This is a genomic window from Pokkaliibacter sp. MBI-7, from assembly GCF_029846635.1.
In the GTDB taxonomy this organism is placed as follows: Bacteria; Pseudomonadota; Gammaproteobacteria; order Pseudomonadales; family Balneatricaceae; genus Pokkaliibacter.
On the sequence record NZ_JARVTG010000002.1, the window covers coordinates 22,698 to 38,609 of the forward strand.

General features: G+C 58.8%; 23 protein-coding genes. 1 reads left to right on the forward strand and 22 read right to left on the reverse strand.

Annotated elements, in window-relative coordinates; all coding sequences use genetic code 11:
- Positions 1-12: 12 nt before the first annotated feature.
- The 8 genes from QCD60_RS19745 to QCD60_RS19780 all read right to left on the reverse strand — a co-directional run bounded on the left by QCD60_RS19745 (position 13) and on the right by QCD60_RS19780 (position 5,255).
- Complete coding sequence (locus QCD60_RS19745; RefSeq protein ID WP_279781318.1) at positions 13-534, reverse strand: TIGR03751 family conjugal transfer lipoprotein; 522 nt, start codon at positions 532-534, stop codon at positions 13-15.
- Between the two features lie 11 nt (positions 535-545).
- Entirely contained in the window at positions 546-2,072 is a 1,527-nt protein-coding gene (locus tag QCD60_RS19750) for a TIGR03752 family integrating conjugative element protein (RefSeq protein ID WP_279781316.1), read from the reverse strand.
- Positions 2,069-3,055 carry a TIGR03749 family integrating conjugative element protein gene (locus QCD60_RS19755; RefSeq protein WP_279781314.1) on the reverse strand — a complete coding sequence of 329 codons (987 nt, stop codon included), beginning with the start codon at positions 3,053-3,055 and terminating at the stop codon, positions 2,069-2,071. The genes QCD60_RS19750 and QCD60_RS19755 overlap by 4 nt, the downstream gene beginning before the upstream one ends.
- A complete protein-coding gene (locus QCD60_RS19760; RefSeq protein ID WP_279781312.1) occupies positions 3,052-3,690 on the reverse strand; it encodes a PFL_4703 family integrating conjugative element protein in 639 nt (212 codons plus the stop codon). The genes QCD60_RS19755 and QCD60_RS19760 overlap by 4 nt, the downstream gene beginning before the upstream one ends.
- 83 nt (positions 3,691-3,773) lie before the next feature.
- Positions 3,774-4,196 (reverse strand): TIGR03750 family conjugal transfer protein, encoded by a 423-nt coding sequence (locus QCD60_RS19765; RefSeq protein WP_279781310.1) that lies wholly within the window; start codon positions 4,194-4,196, stop codon positions 3,774-3,776.
- Between the two features lie 9 nt (positions 4,197-4,205).
- Positions 4,206-4,589, reverse strand: coding sequence for a TIGR03745 family integrating conjugative element membrane protein (locus QCD60_RS19770; protein ID WP_279787959.1), 384 nt, complete (start codon positions 4,587-4,589; stop codon positions 4,206-4,208).
- A gap of 39 nt (positions 4,590-4,628) precedes the next feature.
- Complete coding sequence (locus QCD60_RS19775) at positions 4,629-4,871, reverse strand: TIGR03758 family integrating conjugative element protein (protein WP_279787852.1); 243 nt, start codon at positions 4,869-4,871, stop codon at positions 4,629-4,631.
- Between the two features lie 6 nt (positions 4,872-4,877).
- Positions 4,878-5,255 carry an RAQPRD family integrative conjugative element protein gene (locus QCD60_RS19780; RefSeq protein WP_279787960.1) on the reverse strand — a complete coding sequence of 126 codons (378 nt, stop codon included), beginning with the start codon at positions 5,253-5,255 and terminating at the stop codon, positions 4,878-4,880.
- A gap of 192 nt (positions 5,256-5,447) precedes the next feature.
- On the opposite strand from QCD60_RS19780, the gene QCD60_RS19785 reads away from it, so the two are divergent.
- Positions 5,448-5,828 carry a hypothetical protein gene (locus QCD60_RS19785; protein ID WP_279787961.1) on the forward strand — a complete coding sequence of 127 codons (381 nt, stop codon included), beginning with the start codon at positions 5,448-5,450 and terminating at the stop codon, positions 5,826-5,828.
- Between the two features lie 308 nt (positions 5,829-6,136).
- Here QCD60_RS19785 and QCD60_RS19790 read toward each other — a convergent pair whose 3' ends face one another.
- From QCD60_RS19790 to QCD60_RS19855, 14 genes are all read right to left on the reverse strand, one after another.
- Positions 6,137-6,880 (reverse strand): TIGR03747 family integrating conjugative element membrane protein, encoded by a 744-nt coding sequence (locus tag QCD60_RS19790; RefSeq protein WP_279787962.1) that lies wholly within the window; start codon positions 6,878-6,880, stop codon positions 6,137-6,139.
- Entirely contained in the window at positions 6,880-9,108 is a 2,229-nt protein-coding gene (gene traD / locus QCD60_RS19795) for a type IV conjugative transfer system coupling protein TraD (protein WP_279787963.1), read from the reverse strand. The genes QCD60_RS19790 and traD overlap by 1 nt, the downstream gene beginning before the upstream one ends.
- Positions 9,105-9,272: a hypothetical protein gene (locus QCD60_RS19800; protein ID WP_279787964.1), complete on the reverse strand. Its 168-nt coding sequence runs from the start codon at positions 9,270-9,272 to the stop codon at positions 9,105-9,107. Before QCD60_RS19800 ends, traD begins: the two co-directional genes overlap by 4 nt.
- On the reverse strand, positions 9,260-9,724 hold the full coding sequence (locus tag QCD60_RS19805; RefSeq protein WP_279787965.1) for a hypothetical protein: 465 nt from the start codon (positions 9,722-9,724) through the stop codon (positions 9,260-9,262). The genes QCD60_RS19800 and QCD60_RS19805 overlap by 13 nt, the downstream gene beginning before the upstream one ends.
- A gap of 11 nt (positions 9,725-9,735) precedes the next feature.
- A complete protein-coding gene (locus QCD60_RS19810) occupies positions 9,736-10,275 on the reverse strand; it encodes an integrating conjugative element protein (protein WP_279781304.1) in 540 nt (179 codons plus the stop codon).
- Between the two features lie 17 nt (positions 10,276-10,292).
- Positions 10,293-10,850 carry a lytic transglycosylase domain-containing protein gene (locus QCD60_RS19815; RefSeq protein WP_279781302.1) on the reverse strand — a complete coding sequence of 186 codons (558 nt, stop codon included), beginning with the start codon at positions 10,848-10,850 and terminating at the stop codon, positions 10,293-10,295.
- A gap of 11 nt (positions 10,851-10,861) precedes the next feature.
- The gene (locus tag QCD60_RS19820; protein ID WP_279787966.1) at positions 10,862-11,644 is read right to left on the reverse strand and encodes a TIGR03759 family integrating conjugative element protein; all 783 of its coding nucleotides are present in this window, start codon (positions 11,642-11,644) and stop codon (positions 10,862-10,864) included.
- Positions 11,641-12,465: a hypothetical protein gene (locus QCD60_RS19825; RefSeq protein WP_279787967.1), complete on the reverse strand. Its 825-nt coding sequence runs from the start codon at positions 12,463-12,465 to the stop codon at positions 11,641-11,643. The genes QCD60_RS19820 and QCD60_RS19825 overlap by 4 nt, the downstream gene beginning before the upstream one ends.
- An 11-nt stretch (positions 12,466-12,476) precedes the next feature.
- A complete protein-coding gene (locus QCD60_RS19830) occupies positions 12,477-13,142 on the reverse strand; it encodes a hypothetical protein (protein WP_279787968.1) in 666 nt (221 codons plus the stop codon).
- Positions 13,143-13,296: 154 nt separating this feature from the next.
- Positions 13,297-14,193, reverse strand: a complete 897-nt coding sequence (locus QCD60_RS19835) for a hypothetical protein (protein ID WP_279787969.1) — start codon at positions 14,191-14,193, stop codon at positions 13,297-13,299.
- Positions 14,194-14,409: 216 nt separating this feature from the next.
- Positions 14,410-14,640: a hypothetical protein gene (locus QCD60_RS19840; protein WP_279787970.1), complete on the reverse strand. Its 231-nt coding sequence runs from the start codon at positions 14,638-14,640 to the stop codon at positions 14,410-14,412.
- A gap of 33 nt (positions 14,641-14,673) precedes the next feature.
- The gene (gene radC, locus QCD60_RS19845) at positions 14,674-15,132 is read right to left on the reverse strand and encodes a DNA repair protein RadC (RefSeq protein WP_279787971.1); all 459 of its coding nucleotides are present in this window, start codon (positions 15,130-15,132) and stop codon (positions 14,674-14,676) included.
- Positions 15,129-15,440 (reverse strand): hypothetical protein, encoded by a 312-nt coding sequence (locus QCD60_RS19850; protein WP_279787972.1) that lies wholly within the window; start codon positions 15,438-15,440, stop codon positions 15,129-15,131. The genes radC and QCD60_RS19850 overlap by 4 nt, the downstream gene beginning before the upstream one ends.
- Positions 15,441-15,548: 108 nt before the next feature.
- Positions 15,549-15,911, reverse strand: coding sequence for a hypothetical protein (locus tag QCD60_RS19855; RefSeq protein WP_279787973.1), 363 nt, complete (start codon positions 15,909-15,911; stop codon positions 15,549-15,551).
- Position 15,912 lies beyond the last annotated feature (1 nt).

Consider the following 15,912-nt stretch of genomic DNA (forward strand, 5'->3'; position numbering starts at 1 on the left):
GCTTCCTCGCTATCAGTAGTCGCCCAGGCGTTCGCCGGGCATCGCGTACTGGATCCGCGAATAGAACGGGATCACCGTGGAGTAACCCGGAATCGGTGCCGGCTCATTACCGGCCAGGTGCGGAAACACATACACCACCAGATCCGGGTTGGGCAGGCGCGGGAACTGGCTGACGATCTCATTGGCCGCCGTGCGGGTGTAATCCCCGTTCACCTCAGCCACCCGATTGCCCCATGCCTGCCTGGCCACCATCACCTCGGCGGTGGGCTTGCCTGCCGTGGCCAACGCCTGCTGATCATAGATACCGTCACCCAGCGGGCGACGAAGTGACGCGCGGGCATCCATCAACTGACGTTGGTTCGTACTGGTACCGCCCATCCCGCTCAGCCCTGCGGTATCAATCCCCTGACCATGGTAGATATCCAGCATGGTTGCCCCATTAGTGGGAAACATCTTGTCTTTGGAGGTCGAGCAGCCTGTCATACCTGCAACAGCAACCATCCCCAGCACCGCAATCCATTTACTTGCCATCATCCCATTCCCCCTCAATCCAACGCCCCAGAACGGCCACCCGCCCCCGACAGATAACTGACCTTGCGGCCATTCAGCTCATAATCGATCTTGAGCTCCCGGGTGATATGCAGCGCCACCGGCTGACCCGGTGGCACGTAGATAGCATCAAAGGTCTGGCCGTAACGCTGAGCGACCCACTCGCTGACTTTCTCCAGGCCGCCGGCGATGCCGCTATTCAGCGCATATTTACCCGCATCGCCTGTGACAGCAGTGACCACGGCATCCGTCCCGGTGACCGACGTGGTCTCTGACTGGGCAGAAGCGGAGGCCGCTGCGGTGGCCATCCCTAAACCGAACTGAGTCGACAGGTACTCCATGGCATTGGATTTTTTCTCACCGGAGATACAGGGAATCCCATAGGGATCGGATAACCATCCCAGGCTTTGTGTCGCTCCCTGCGCTCCGGCACCTGATGCCGATGATCCGTTGCCCTGACTTTGCCCGCCTTCTTCGCTCTGGCCGTTGATAGTGCGAATGGTGCCGTCGGTGAAAACGAAGGTGATGGAAGTGACAGAACCCCGCACACAGCTCAGTACCCAGTCGCCTGTGGCCACACCTGATACCACGGCCTGCGCCACATCCGGCAGCTCGATGCCGTTAGCCATCAGGTTGTCTGAACCGATGACAACCTTGAATGGGTAGGGGTCCTGCACAGAACCATTGATCGGGATACGTCCCAACAGCGCGGTCATAGAGACCGAACCCATCAGGGTGGCGTTCTCTGCGACGGTGTACACTGGCACAGCGTCTTCCTCTGCTGAACTTCCCAGCACCTGAGCCGCCGCACCGTTTGTGGCGCTGTTGAGTGAACTCAGTCCTTTGTCAGCCAGCGAACCCACCTCACCGAATGACGAGGGGAAACTGAACTGACTTCCCGTACTGGACACCATGCCGTTGGCATCGGTCTTACGCATGTCCTGCGGCTCCACCCACATATAGGTTTCCCCGCCGAAGGTCACGGTACCCCCCAGCCCCCCTAAACCCGCATCCGCAGGCAGGGGCACAGAGCCCGCTCCCCCCATGGATGAGCCTGAGACGGCGCCGTCGCTGCCCACTGCGTTCAGCTGGCTGGTGACGGTATTCATGCGGTTCTCGAACTGGGACAGCTGCTCACCGACCTGTCCCATCAGCTCGTTCTTGGCCGATGCCAGCTGACTGGAGACAGCGGTACTGGCTGCACCTTCCACATCCCCGGCCTTCTGCCGTAAGGTGTCGTTTTCCTCCAGCAACTGCTGCATCAGCTGGTTGGATTTCGACTGCGAATCGCGCATTTGATCAATCTTTGCGACCAGTGCGGACACCGTGTCCTGAGCACCGTCCATGCCCAACCGCTTTTTCTCCTCCGACGTCAACTCCCGCACAGAGGTACCCTGGGCTGCCTGCGCCGGCGTGTCGCTACTGCTGTCGTCGCGGCCAGAGTAGGCAATCGCGACGGCACCGATGACCGCAGCAGGAATGATGACCTTCAATAGTCCATTGCTTCTGATCGTCGCCATCATTTCGCTCCTTTAGCTGGGCGGTAGGGCAGGGGCAGCAGGGCGGACTCCAGACCTTTGCCCTGCGTCACCAGATACGCCGTCGTGGTATCCTCGGCGCTACCTGCCGGCCCCAGCGTCGGATGCTGAAAGGCGGCACTATACAGATCCCCATTCAGCAGACGGGGGTCGAGCAGGACCGCACGAGGAGCCCGATTGATCAGGCGTACTGCCGTGACGGTGTAGTCAGCCAGTTTCCAGGCCGCGACGGCACGGGCATCGACATCGAGCGAGGGCAGCAGCGATCCCAGCGGGCCTTTGGCGCGCACGGGTACCGCGCTCACACCAGGCAGTGCCTCGACGGTACGTAACGGGGCGTACATGTTCTGCGCGGCATAGCGCGTGAGAGAAATAGGGGCAGGAGTGCGAGAGGTGGCATCCGTGCGGCCAATGCGACCGGCGACGGCATCATCGGCCGTCGGGCGCGGTGCGGCGGGAGCCGCTGCGCTGTTCGCTGACGAACCTGACGCACGAGCAGACACGGCGCCCGCACCTGCACTGCCCGGCATCCCATCACTGGCATAGTTGGGCGACAGACCTGCCGTGATACCAAAGCTGCTCAGGTCATCCCCTTCCCCGTACAGCACCTTCATCGGCTCATAGGCCGAGCTGTTGGCTGTGACGGTGGCCGCATCCTGCGCGGTCACGTCCAGCAGAATAATCTCGCCTGTTTCCACTACCTGAAGCGGAATACGGGTTTCGGGAAAGGGTGCAGCGGCTTTGAGGTACAGCGCCCCACCGGCATTCTGTACCCGCAGGGTATCGGCCAGGGCCACCGGCAGGGCCAGCTTCACATTACGATCCACATAGACAATCCGTTCCTGGCCGACAGCCAGTGCGGTTTTGATCGGCACCCGATTCCAGTGCACCAGCTCCACGGCAGAAGCCAGGGGAGACAGCACCATCCCCACGACCAGGCTTACACCCATGCGTGTCATCATCTTCATTTCACCTCCTCCATCACACTGCCATCCAGTCGCTCTGGCAGGGAGTCATAGCAATCCAGGGCCAGTCCAAATGGGTTCGTTTCAGGATTCATATCCCAGCGCACCACCTTCAACGGATGCAGCATGGCCAGCTTCTTGACCGACTCACCATGAACGCTTTCGGTCAGCATTAACTCCAGATCCACCACCCAGTGGTCGCGATCCTGGATATGTACCCGGTCATCCGAAACCCCGCGCCCTGGAATCTCTGCGACAGAACGCACCCGGTCGGTCAGCTCCTGGCTCACCTTACGGCGTTCATAGTCGCTATCCAGCCAGGCCTTGCAGGACGGGGTGAGATACGCACGCAGCGTCTCAATCCGCTCGTGATAGTCACTCTCACCATCACGCGGCCAGTAGTTCAGTTGCTGGAAAATATAAAAGGCAAATGAGTAAACCGTGCTGGGTGGCACCTCCCACCAGGCGCGGGTACTGCCACTGCGCAGGTCAGGCGGGTTGTGTACAGTCAAATGACGGGGAGCGGTATACCACCCCCACGACGTGAACCCTGCAATCGCGGCTAACAGCGCAATCACCAGTCGCAGACTGGTGATGTGCGAGTCTCGTGATGACAGCGCAGTGCGATGTCGGCTCATAAAAACTCCAGAGTGAAATAGGAATACAGCGTGGGAAGAAGGTAGCTAGCAGTGGCGCGTTATCTGAGAGGTATCCAGGGCCATCAGTCGAACATGCCCTGGCGTTTCCGTCTCAATCGGCGCCGTACCCCCTCACGGCGGAGCCACCAGGTTGCATCCTGATCGATCAGTGATGCCTTACGAAAAAACAGGCGGCTGACACTGCCGTGATGCAGCCGCCACTCCAACATGCGGTAAAACCAGGCACCGGGCTTATTGCGTTTGGCGGCAGCCAGTCGGTCGCTGCCAAAACGCAGGGCCAGATAGCCACACACCGCCATACTGGTGGGGATGGCCGGCAATTGCCCTGGCAGTAGCAGAACGACGATGAACACTCCCAGCACGAGGCCCACTACCACACCACTGCCGATGACCAGTAACAGCTCGTTGTTGGTTAGCCCACGGATCACCGTGGGCTCCCGATTCAGCCGCTCAGGCAGGTAGCGTGCATCCTCGTTTTTAGTCACGACTCAGCCTCACGCGAGAATGGCGGCGGCTTTGTTGGCCAGGTAAAGCACCAGAATCACCAGTGCGCCCCCCATGCCTGCGACCAGACCCAGCTCACTGAGTTCAGCCTTCTGCATACGCCAGGCCTTGTAGGTTGCTATCGTATTGGAGCCCACCGACAGGAATGCCCAGGTGGCCAATCCCAGACCCACTACGATCAAAGCGTCATAGAGATAGCCTTTGAATGTGGCCAGGTTGCCACCGTCGGCGCCTGTGGACGGCGCCTCCATTTTGGGGAGCCCCCCCGCCCAGGCGGGTGATGTGAGCAGAATACTGCCAAGGATCACATACGCCTGTAGCGTTGCCTTACCCATGCGTCCATACAGTGAACGTGCTAAACGAAACAACACCATGTTTTACTCCCATTACTTGTGAGCGCGGCTCCTGCCACCTCAACCGTTGTTTAAAAACCACACCAGGATCAGAAAGAGGGTCACAACGCGAAGCACCTGCCACTGAACCTTGTCCCAGCGTTTATCCCGATCCATCTCTGCAGTGCCTTTCCAGATCGTGATTAACACCCAGCAGGACCACAGCAGATAAAGAGTCAGAAAGCCGCCAACAAAGACGAGGTAGCCATCTGCCGGGTTGCCACCGCCGGCCATCTTGTAGGCGGCCAGTTGCTTATCATCCATGACGATCTACTCCTGCTTGCAGCGCTGATCCACCTGATAGGCACCGCTCAGCTGCGAAGCATCACGAGGCTGCGCCCGTGAGGGAGACAGGTATTGGCTGATGCCTCTCGACATCCGCGCCAAGTCAGCCTTCGCCTGGTCATAGTTGAAGGCGTATCGATCCCCTGCGCGGGAGCGCTGTGCGACTTCAGAGCGGTCCAGAATCATCTGGATCGAGTCCAGCTGCTTCAGGACCAGACTCAACTCCTCCTGTTCAGCAGAGGACGCCGCCGACACCGACAGCGATGTCAGCGCCATTCCCATACCGAGACCACACAACAACGAGCGGCATAACCCTGGCTGGGGTGGCCAGCGTGAAAGGCGTAAACGAAAGGTCAGTTTCATCAGCAACACCTGTTTAGGTTGGAAAGGTGTATAGATTGACAGTGGTAGGGAGATACAAGCAGCAACAAACCCTCACTAGACCGTGGAGGGTTGGGGGATTCACTCACAGCAGGCCATGACCTGCCTGAACTTGCCCTATGACAAAAGCAGCCTATGGTTCAAAGAACCGCGATATAAACAATGAGAGAGGTCGTGATGGAAAATCTGTCGAAGGACGTGGCGCAGTCAATGGCGAAGCTATCGGCCCAGATCGAAGAGTTGATTCAAGCGACGCATCATCTTGCTGATGCCGTAGCCGATACCCGTAACAAGTATTACGAGCTGGAGAACCATGTGGCGATCTCTGACTCTCTTGTGGCTTTGATCGTCATGAATCACCCGGCACCTGACCTGCTTCACCAGGAGTGGAACCGGTTTATTGCTCATTCTGTGGCTGAACTGGCCACTGCGCAGGCCAGGCTGCGTCAGGTCGATGATGTCTTTGCGGAGCAGCTCTCTGTTAACCGCAAGAAAGTGATCAGCAACTGGACGCAGATACTGAAGACGGCCTCCGAAAACAGGCAGCGTGATTAATGCGAGAGAATAAAAAAAGCCTGGAAACCAGGCCGAGGTATGAGCGCATGTGAAAAGGTATCAAGCCATGAAGCAATGCAACCCCCAACACCATCGGGGCCGGGGGCATCTGCTTTATGGGGTGCCAGGACCGTCCTGGCAGCCCCCACCGTAGCGCGTAGCCCAGGTGGCGACAAGCTGTCCATCGGGCAACATGATCGTCCTACCAAAAAGCACAGGGCCGGGTGTGGCCACCCAGCCCTGTGTTCAGTTATGCCACCGTCATTTCCCGGATGCCTGCCGGCAGCACAACTAAACTCAAAAATCGGTTAAAAATACTTTTTGAACTGGCCGACCGTCAGCGACACGATCAACCCAAACAGCGCAGAGCAGGGCAACAGTACAACATTCGGATGCACCGAAAACGGCAGCGACAGATAAACGATCCACACCAGCACAAACGACGGTACCACCCAGCGTTTGATGTGGTGGTACCAGAACGAGCTCTCCAGCCCGGCGCCAAAACGCCTCAGATCCCGTCGCACCAGACCATCAACAAAACCCACCAGTCCCGCCAGGAGGAACATCGGCATACTCAGCAGCAGAATCATCACGCGCGTGATGAACGTTAAGCTGGTGTACATGGCAGCCAGCAGATAGTCCTCCAGCACCCGAAATAGCAGCAGGCTGTAGCGCTGCACATGACCGGCCTCCGCTGGGATCGGCTGTCTGGCCTGCTCGGCAAAGGCCATAAATCCGGTCTTCACAAACGCCCACTCATACACGTTCTGCACAACGCCACTGGCCAGCACCACCGGCTGGCTATGCAGCAGGGAGTGACGAAACCCTGAGCTGAAATACCCCATCTCCTGTTCCATCATCTGCTGAGCATGGGTATAGCCCTGTTCCGGGTAGAAGAACGCGATGCCGATCCACTCCATCACCAGGCTGAAAAACAGCGACAGCATCAGCACACCCAACGCCCTGATTGGCAACTCAAACACGCGACCAAAGAAGCCGATCCGTCGCTGCTGCTGACGTTCCGCCTGATCAACCGGTTCTGCACGGGCCATTAGTTGTCACCTCCCATCTGCTGTGCCGACTGCTCCAGCCCCTGCATATGCAGCTCATCCCAGGGCTCATGGTCCTCCGCTTCATGCCCGACCTGTTGGTGACTGTCCAGCCAGCCCTGCAGTTCGGCAGGCAGGGTGTTCAGCTGCATGCCGCCACTGGCCTGCCACCATCCCTCCCCAGTGTGGTATTCCTCTCGCATACGAGCTGCCAGATCCGCAATGGATTTGGGTACCAGCGCCTCGTCGGAGGCATCACGCCCCGGCAGCGGCATGCGGATTTTCCACAGCTGTCCGCCTTCCAGCAGGGCAAACGACTGCCCTTTTGGCAGATTAATGATGGCGTTGGGCTCAATCATCGGCACACTCGTCGTACTGATGGCATCGTGCGTGGCACTGGTGAAGTCGATATCGTCGTTCGGGTTGGAGTTATCGTTGGAACGCGACGTGAGCGTCTTGGCTTTCACCGAGACTTTCGCCAGCTGACTGGTGAGCAGCTCAGCCGTAGCCGTCTCCCTCACCCTCAGCATGATCAAATTGTTGAAGTTACCCACGACCTGGCCCGCCTTAGCGGTAGATCCCATTTTCACCGTGATGTCCGATACCGTCTGGGTGTACGCCGTGACCTGGATGCCTGCACCGCCTCCCTTGTTGATCAGCGGCACAAACTCATCACCCATCAACTCGTTGACCTCATCAGCATGGAGGTTAATCACGGCGCTGCTGCGCGTAGCTTTGGCATCGGCTGGCAGTGCAGGCAGACCGTCATCGATCCCGAATTTGTAGATATGGCCGGCGACTGATACCAGGTCGGCGAACATGGAGTTACCGACTGCGGCAGCGATCTCCGGGTCCGACAAGGCATCGAGACCGACATAGACAATGCCTCGTTTGCGGATAATCTGCTGCCAGTCGAAGATCGGGCGCGGGTCGCTCAGGTCAAGATAGTTGGGGGCCAACAGTTGCGCGATCTTGCCGCTGGTGAGCTTTTCAAGCAGCGGCAGCAACGATGCTACGATCTTGTCGAAATAGGTCTTGTCGTAGCGCACGGCTGACTTCAGGCCATCCATGACAGGATCATAAATGCGCTTCATGGTCAGGAACTGTTCGAGCGCAATGACGCGTTTCTCTCTCCCCTGCATATGGCGTGGCGTATTTTTTTCGTTAATGCGGCCTTCCATATCCGCGATGGTTTTGAAGGCCTCGGGGTCATCCCGGAAATACCAGGTGGCGTAATCAAGAAACAGGGCATCGATGTTGACGACGTGCTGACTGATTTGCAGGTAGTCGGGTCGCCGCCCCAGCGCCACCAGGGCCCGTGCGATGATATTGATGAAGCGCCAGGCAAATTCGCGAAATGCGGCGCTATTGCCCTCCCCCGACAGCTGCCCGGAGATACGGCTGGCCACCTCCGAGATACGCCCGAAACGTCCCACGGCGTTATAGCGGGCTGAGATTTCTGGCCAGCCGAGGTGAAACACATAAAACGAATCCTCACGACCCGCCCGTCGAGCCTCGGCCCACATGCGCAGCAGCATGTCAGCGTCGCCTTTAGGGTCAAAGAAAATGGTGGTTTCCCCGCGACGGATATCCTGGGTCACCATCAACTCAGCCAGTCGGGTTTTACCGACGCGGGTGGTGCCGAGTACCAGGGTATGACCGACGCGCTCACGGAGCGGCAACAGCACCTCATGTTCATCCGGCTCCACCGCGTGATAAAGCGGACTGCCACCCACCGGCGGCAAGGGACGTACCGGATTGATCACATGATCCCAGCTTAGGAGACGCACAATAGAGCGGGCGATCAGGCGGTCGGAGTCGCCCAGGCGCGCCTCCAGACGTCGCGCTTTTTCCCATACTGCGGGCTGTTCGACGTACTTGCGCACCTCTGGCTCCAACGCACTGTGCAGCCGTTGGGTATGACGCTGATCCCAGCGAAAGCCCATGCCCAAATACAGCCCACTACGACTGGTCGGAATCTGAGTGCTCGTCATTTCAAACGTGGGCAGGCGACGCATATTACGGCGGTAGCGCAGTACCACCGACGCCTCATTCCAGCGCACCCAGGCAAGAACACCAAAGCCGCACGCCACCCCGTAGCCTACCGACGGCGTGAGAGCCAGCGACCAGGGCGCGGTGGCAGACACAAAGGCCGCAGATACGGCCACTGCCACGGTATTAAGCTCCACTGCCGGGCGCAGCAACGACTCAATAACATGCTTGTCGGTCACGCCTCTGCTCCCTCGTCAGCCAACAATGCCTGTGCTGCCGTCAGTAACAGACACACCCGCTCGGCACTGAACCCCAGCAGCCGTATCAGCGCTGCACAGAGCCCATCATCTATCCGCAGTTGCCGTTCCCGAACCAGCTGCACGATGGCGATCATACGATCCATACGAGCATCCCGTCCGGCCCACTCACGGGGAATGGCAGAGCGGTGCAGCTGTGCCTGCCGGTCGGACACCAGCATCCAGGTGAGGGGCTGCATCCCAGGTAGTGCGCGGTATATCGTTCACACAGGGCAAACAACCCTGAGCGATCACACATCACCGCCTGCAGATCCGTATTGCTCATTGATTCGCCCAGTACCCCCCGTGCCCGGCGCACCAGCGGAATCAACGCCCTGGACGCATCTTCCACCACCTGTGCGGCCACCCCGGATGCGCAGCGCGACAGATCCGGGTGCATGCTCAGCCGGGCCCAGGCCTGGCTGAACGCCAGCCCCTCTTCGGCCATGCCGGCAGGATCCGCATGCAGTGACGTGGGGCGGGGAGGGCGATCCTCATCCAGCGCCTGCCGCAGGGCCAGCTCAGCCAGACGGCTCTTGCCTACACGAGTCGTTAACATCTTGCGTCCTCTTATTGCTCGATGGCCGTGGCCGTGATCAGTACCGGATAGCCAGACAGCTGAAGACGCGAGCCCATATCATCGGCGGACTCTGGCAGCAACTGCACACCGGGTACCATGCGCTGCAGCTCCGCCAGTTGTGCCGGTGTTTGCACGTTCACGACCACGCCGGTGGCCCGCATCTGCTGCAACTGTCCACCGCGCACCTTCAACCACTGCAGACTCAGGTTGTCGTAGCCGACCAGAAACAACGGCGTCATCCCCGGCAGGCTCACGGCACGCCGTGCCACGCGCCTGGGCTGCAGCTGGCTGGTCACCGGCAGCATGTCGGCAATACTCACCTGATGGGGCAGACCTGCCGCTGCCAGAGGCGGGCGTACCGGCGCGGGTTCTCCAGCGATCTCCGGGTCCGACACGTTATTGATTGGTGAGTAATACGGCTGTGCTGGCACACCACCGTGATCCGCCACAACTTCCAGCGCCATGGCCTGACTCATCGCCACGGCCAACAAGCCCCCGACCACCCACCGCATCGCTTGCATACCTTGCATCACCCCCTCCTTATTCATCACACCTGTAATCCCAACTTGCGCAAAAACCGTCTGACGGTTGCCCGGTACTTCGCCGCAGGCTCACCGCCTGCAGGCCGGTGATACCGACCTGCAGCCCAGATCCAGTCGTCCACCGGGTTTCCCTGGCTGCCCTTGCTGGCCTCAAACTGCTCACGCAGGATCTGCGCGGCTGTACGCAGATTCAGCATTGGATCAAGTCCCGCACAGGGCGATGAAAAACGATGACCGTTGGCACCGATATTCACCTGTGCAATGCCGACATCGATGTTGCCCGGACGGTGACTCGCCAGTGCCTCCTGCAGGGCGCTGCAAGCCTCAGCACGGGAGTGATAACGAAACCCTTTACCCGCGACATTCAGTGTCCATGGCCACGGACTGAAGCTGCCATCCACCAAACCGGCATTGCTCTCGGTTTGCGTCAGGGCGTACAGCAGCACATCGGGAACGGCTGCCTCCTGGGCCACCATCTGAAACGATGGCGGAGGCACAAAACGGGCAGCTGTCGCCACGCCAGGCAACAGTGAAATTCCCCAGAGCAGGAGAGCGGCCGTCACAGTGACCGGCCTCATTCGTGCACGATTCGCCACTCACCGGCGACCTGTTGCATAAGACCGGGCAAATCACCGGCATGAGCAGCTCCGGCCATGGATGCCCAGGTGCCGTTATCATGGTTGAGGGTGATCTGCTTTGACTTGACGGCGGCGGGGCTGATCCCCCGTGCCAGTGCCCACAACTGAATGGTTCGGTCGTTACCCTCACTGCCGACCAGATAGATGTCGATCGTGCGGTTCTGGCTCAGCAGCTTTTTCAGCTCACGATCACAGAGCACGCAGTTATCACGCACAAATAATGAGACTCGTCCGGCGCTCATCACCCCCACCGATGGCACCGCAGGCTGACCAAAAGGCGACGCTGAAGAAGCAGGTGACGAACTGGCCAGCCCCATGATGGGCTGCGTGGTGGGGAGTAGCCGTGCCCAGGCCGCATCAACCGCTTTCTGGAAGGCGAGTTCTTTCTCCACCCGCGCCGCCTCGGCTTTGACAAACAGCTCGGCGAAACGCCGTCTCTCTGCGTCTGTCTTAGCGGTGACCCCAAGGGTGGTAATCGGGTCCAGCCCCGGCGACCAGATCCCCCGCTGACCGGCCATGGCCTGCTGATATTGCGTCCACTCACCGGCGCTCAGCCCCCATTCTGCGGCAGTCGCAGAGGAATCGACGGCTTGTGATTGCGCCCCCTGAGACTGGGTCATCTGTGACGTTTCCGCGCGAGAGGTACCCACAGAACCTGCCAGACACTGATCCACAACCGACAGCGACACTCCCATTACCAGCCACTTTAGCGGCGTCATAACGCCACCTCCTGGCTACGCCCGCTGACGTTAAATACAGCGCGTCCATCACCCAGTGACTGCAATTTCCAGCCGGAATACACGCTCCCCACTTTCAGCAACACGACCTGCGATAACGATGAGGTCGCCGAGGGCGCGACAGCTAAAAAGGACTCGCCTCCCCGCACCTCAGCCCCCAGTACCACAAAGGGGGGTGTCAGGACCCGTGGCTTACTCGTGCGGGTCACCGGCTTTTTTGCAGAAGCCACCGTGGCCACCGTGACCTGCCGTGCCTGAACAGCGGCAGCGGCATTGGCCTCCACCTGAGCAGACTGCGCATCGAGACGGGCCGACATCACAGTGAGCGATGATTCCGCCACTCCCAGACGGTCACCGAGTGCGGCCAGCGCCTTGTGTAACTCCTCGGTCATGGCACTGCCGGCTCCCTGGCTGCGCTCCAGTTGATCGATTCGACTCGCCAGCCCGACCAGACCATTTGAGGTGGACGACAATGCCGTCAATTTCTGTTCCAGACCCGTGGTATAGCTGCGAAGCTCATTCAACTCCTTCTCCACCGCCTGGGCCTGAGCATTAATTACCGCTGATTGTTGCCGGTCGCTCGAACCCAGTTGCAGGTTCTGGTAGATGCCAAAACCTGATACCGCTAACGCCAGCACCCCCGAGAACAGCGCCAGTACGGCCAGGCCGTTACCGGAGCGCGATACAGCACGCCCACCACGATGGGATTCCGCCGCTATCGACGACTGATGAGGTGCCTGCTGAATAATGGGCTGGTTGTCATCGAGCACATCCAGTGCAGAGGGTTGATTATCCTGACTCATGGCCGTGCTCCTCACTGCTCACCGGACTGACGATGCGGACGCACAGGAGAGGGCACCGAGGCGGCCCCCATCTCACCCACCGCGCCGGCTTCACTCACCTGACCCACCGTCACTGTCGCCAGCGCCGGCGCGCTGACATCCACCACCTCTGCCGACGCGGCATAGCCTGGGCGTGGCACGTACTGCACCATGCGGTGCAATTCATCCACTTGCACCTGCCAGGCAGGACCTCCGAGCACCTGCAGTGCATCCCGGAGTGTCATCGACTCAATGCGGTAAAGCGGAGCAGGCAGCTCCGCGGTATAGAGCGGGTCGGTCACGGAGGACGGCTCCGCCAGGGAGTAGCCCGACTTGGCCAGGACATAACGCACAGCATCGCCCAGTGTGGGCGACATCGAGGTGGGGATCTGGATGTCGACGATCTGCGCCATCAGATCAATTTGCGCGGCGTTGGGACCGACCGACACCTGGGTATACCGGCCGTAGGTCACGGTACTGGGAGACGCACTCGGCGCCACACCCGGCACCTGACCTGCGTAGACATCAGGATTTATCAGGTAGGGGCTGACTGACGATACGGGTTCAGGGGTAGGTTTAGGTTGCTGCTGGGCGCAGCCAGCCAGTACGGCCAGCGCAATAGCGATGATCGGATAGCGATAGCGGATAGGGGAGTGCATAGGAACCTCGCGACAACGTTGTGCGAGGCACAGTGCCGCAGGCGACTGAGCACGTCAGTAAACAAACCTAACGTAGCAAGCGAGGGTTTATGGCCCCAAAAAACAAAATGGGGCTCACGCGGAGCCCCATTCGGTCAACAACATCAAAAAAGGATTAACTGGAGGTCGTGGCCGTGCGCTCGATACCCTGGCGGCGTAACGCATCTCGCTCGGCCTTCGGAATACGGTGGCACAGATTGTCCTGTGTTTTACCTACTACCTCAGCCACGTCACGCAGCATGATATTGTGGCTCAGCATCTCCCGTGCCACCTCTAGTGCATTACGGCCCCCAGAGATCATCTGACGATACTCGTCCAGACGTTTGGCATCCAAGTCTTCCATCGACTTGGCTGAATAGTAGCTTCCGGGTAGTTCGGCCACTAGCTTTTCTGGATCAATGGCGCACTCTGAGGTGTCTCGCTTGGGCCAAGAGGTCTTCGTTTTTCCATATAGGGCGGCGACATCCACCCCGAAAAGATCAGCCAGCAGCTGTGTCAGTGCGGCATGCCCACCGAGCTTGAATCCTAAAAACGTACCTGGATTGCTACTACCGTGATCCACCCCAACCTGCTGTAGCAGGGCCGCGATCACAAGGTCTTTTTTCGCTTCACCGCGGTGTTGCTGCAACAACTTAAACAGGACATACAGGACGGTTGGCCCTTCGACATTGGCCTCGTACAGTGCCGCCACAACAGCAGGGTAATCATAGGTATAGCCTGCACCACCAAACACCGCCTCCTGATAGATGCTGATCATATCGACCCCCAGCGCGGTGCGAACATCCAGCTGCATTCTGCTGTACACCTCAGGGCGACGATGGCCGGGCACCTCCAGCTTATCTAACAGTGTGGAGTAGGGCATACCGACAAAATCAGCCAAAAATCCTGATTTGATACCGCGCTTCCGCAACAACACATACAAACACACGCTGGCAGGTACCTGCAGTTCATACAGCTGTTCTGTCAGCAGAGTGAGTTTAGGATCGTCATGGTAGTCAGTCGGTATCATCATCGTTCTCCGTAGCCGTCTCTCCCGTCCCGAATGCATTCATAGCGCAACGTGCGGTGGTGCTGGTGGCTCATTTAAGTGGTTACTAAATAGTATCGTCAATTGCTGATGAGATACAAAGTTTCAGGGTTACAAAACACATCATTACGTCCCCCAAAACAAAAACGGCCCCCGAAGGAGCCGTGCATCACGTCGTTTATCACGACCAAAGAGAAAGGATCAGTTTGCTGCTGACGCAGCCCACAGTGCATCCCATTGGGTTTTGAGAATACATCCCTCACCGGGCACCAGTGCCCACGGCGAGTGGTCCATCAGACGGTTGAGTTCGGCGATACGCAGAAACGTATCGTCGGTCTCCTGGCCCATCGCGCATATGAGGTCCAATTGTTCATACTCTGCCTGCAGTTGCAGGTATTGCGCCTGGGTCATTGGTTGAGTCGGTTCAGCCATGGTGGCCTCCAAAGGTTATGTTGAGTGGTTGAGTTAACACAGTTCGAGTTCTGCCATAGAGGTGACAGATTCACGGCCTATAACCATGTGATCCAGTACACAGATATCTACCAGTGCCAGCGCCTCCTTAAGGCGTCGGGTGATGGCGATATCGGCGTCACTGGGCGAAGCATCCCCGCTGGGGTGATTGTGAGCAAAGATCACCGCTGCAGCATTGCGTTGCAGGGCCAGCTTGATCACTTCACGTGGGTACACCCGCGTTTCACCGAGGCTGCCGAAAAACAGCTCGTCGTAACTGATGACCCTGTGTCGGGTATCAAGAAACAGCACTGCAAACACCTCACGCTCACGGGCGGCCAGCTGCAGCCGCAGATAATCGCGTGCTGCGTCTGGTTCGTGAATCGCGGTACCTGGCTCGCGCAGGGCCCCCATCAGAATGGCTTTCGCCTGATCAATAATCGCGCGCTCTTCCGCACTGAGAGAGAAACTCATGCTGCTGCCACCTCTGATGACAGCCAGACATCCATCTCTGCAAACAGCGTAGTGACGCACTGCTGCCAGACGGGTGACAGAGAAAGATCCATCACACACTGCCGCTCCGTAGAGGACAGCGCAGCGACTTCCGTGGGCGACAGCCCACCGAACAAACGCCAGTCGACGGCACACTCCCCGGGCTCAGCCCAGGGGCACTCTGGCCAGAACATGGCCGAGTGCGTGAATTTAGATATGGGAAACTGCGCCGCCCGCCGCTGCATGAGCATGGCGGCGAACTGAAACAGCGATAGAACAGTGGCATCCATAACGGGCCTCTGGGGTGAGCACCCCGGTTGCGCCGGCAGGGAATCTGCCCATAGGGACAGATCCCCATGGGCAGTGAAAGAAAAGTAATAACGAGAGAGGAGCGCTGATCAGCGCACGGATTGCAGACGCAGACCGGGCTCTTCAAAGCGCAACAGAGCACATTCGTTTTTCAGAACATACTCAGCTAAACGGAGATTGCCAGAGCAACCCAGTCGATCAGCCAGTAGCTTGATCTCATGATCCCAGGCCTGGTTTTTCTTGATCACACAGCTGTGAACCTCGCACTCAATGCGATAGGCCAGAAGCTCTAGATAATGCGCCTCAAAACCACCCGTCTGTTCGATGTTCCATGCGCGACAGCGTTCACGCCACCGACGTTTCAGAGCCACAATCTCCTGCGGAGTCTTGGGCACAGCATCGAACATTGACACAACAGTACGGGTAGAAGAGACAGAGGAAAGAGTCACCATG

What these genes read in the sequence shown, in the direction of transcription:
- QCD60_RS19745 (WP_279781318.1), bottom strand. Translation starts at nt 534, where the DNA reads ATGATGGCAAGTAAATGGATTGCGGTGCTGGGGATGGTTGCTGTTGCA.
- QCD60_RS19750 (WP_279781316.1), bottom strand. Translation starts at nt 2,072, where the DNA reads ATGATGGCGACGATCAGAAGCAATGGACTATTGAAGGTCATCATTCCT.
- QCD60_RS19755 (WP_279781314.1), bottom strand. Translation starts at nt 3,055, where the DNA reads ATGAAGATGATGACACGCATGGGTGTAAGCCTGGTCGTGGGGATGGTG.
- QCD60_RS19760 (WP_279781312.1), bottom strand. Translation starts at nt 3,690, where the DNA reads ATGAGCCGACATCGCACTGCGCTGTCATCACGAGACTCGCACATCACC.
- QCD60_RS19770 (WP_279787959.1), bottom strand. Translation starts at nt 4,589, where the DNA reads ATGGTGTTGTTTCGTTTAGCACGTTCACTGTATGGACGCATGGGTAAG.
- QCD60_RS19775 (WP_279787852.1), bottom strand. Translation starts at nt 4,871, where the DNA reads ATGGATGATAAGCAACTGGCCGCCTACAAGATGGCCGGCGGTGGCAAC.
- QCD60_RS19780 (WP_279787960.1), bottom strand. Translation starts at nt 5,255, where the DNA reads ATGAAACTGACCTTTCGTTTACGCCTTTCACGCTGGCCACCCCAGCCA.
- QCD60_RS19790 (WP_279787962.1), bottom strand. Translation starts at nt 6,880, where the DNA reads ATGGCCCGTGCAGAACCGGTTGATCAGGCGGAACGTCAGCAGCAGCGA.
- QCD60_RS19800 (WP_279787964.1), bottom strand. Translation starts at nt 9,272, where the DNA reads ATGGATCGTATGATCGCCATCGTGCAGCTGGTTCGGGAACGGCAACTG.
- QCD60_RS19805 (WP_279787965.1), bottom strand. Translation starts at nt 9,724, where the DNA reads ATGTTAACGACTCGTGTAGGCAAGAGCCGTCTGGCTGAGCTGGCCCTG.
- QCD60_RS19810 (WP_279781304.1), bottom strand. Translation starts at nt 10,275, where the DNA reads ATGCAAGGTATGCAAGCGATGCGGTGGGTGGTCGGGGGCTTGTTGGCC.
- QCD60_RS19820 (WP_279787966.1), bottom strand. Translation starts at nt 11,644, where the DNA reads ATGACGCCGCTAAAGTGGCTGGTAATGGGAGTGTCGCTGTCGGTTGTG.
- QCD60_RS19825 (WP_279787967.1), bottom strand. Translation starts at nt 12,465, where the DNA reads ATGAGTCAGGATAATCAACCCTCTGCACTGGATGTGCTCGATGACAAC.
- QCD60_RS19830 (WP_279787968.1), bottom strand. Translation starts at nt 13,142, where the DNA reads ATGCACTCCCCTATCCGCTATCGCTATCCGATCATCGCTATTGCGCTG.
- QCD60_RS19835 (WP_279787969.1), bottom strand. Translation starts at nt 14,193, where the DNA reads ATGATGATACCGACTGACTACCATGACGATCCTAAACTCACTCTGCTG.
- QCD60_RS19840 (WP_279787970.1), bottom strand. Translation starts at nt 14,640, where the DNA reads ATGGCTGAACCGACTCAACCAATGACCCAGGCGCAATACCTGCAACTG.
- radC (WP_279787971.1), bottom strand. Translation starts at nt 15,132, where the DNA reads ATGAGTTTCTCTCTCAGTGCGGAAGAGCGCGCGATTATTGATCAGGCG.
- QCD60_RS19850 (WP_279787972.1), bottom strand. Translation starts at nt 15,440, where the DNA reads ATGGATGCCACTGTTCTATCGCTGTTTCAGTTCGCCGCCATGCTCATG.
- QCD60_RS19855 (WP_279787973.1), bottom strand. Translation starts at nt 15,911, where the DNA reads ATGGTGACTCTTTCCTCTGTCTCTTCTACCCGTACTGTTGTGTCAATG.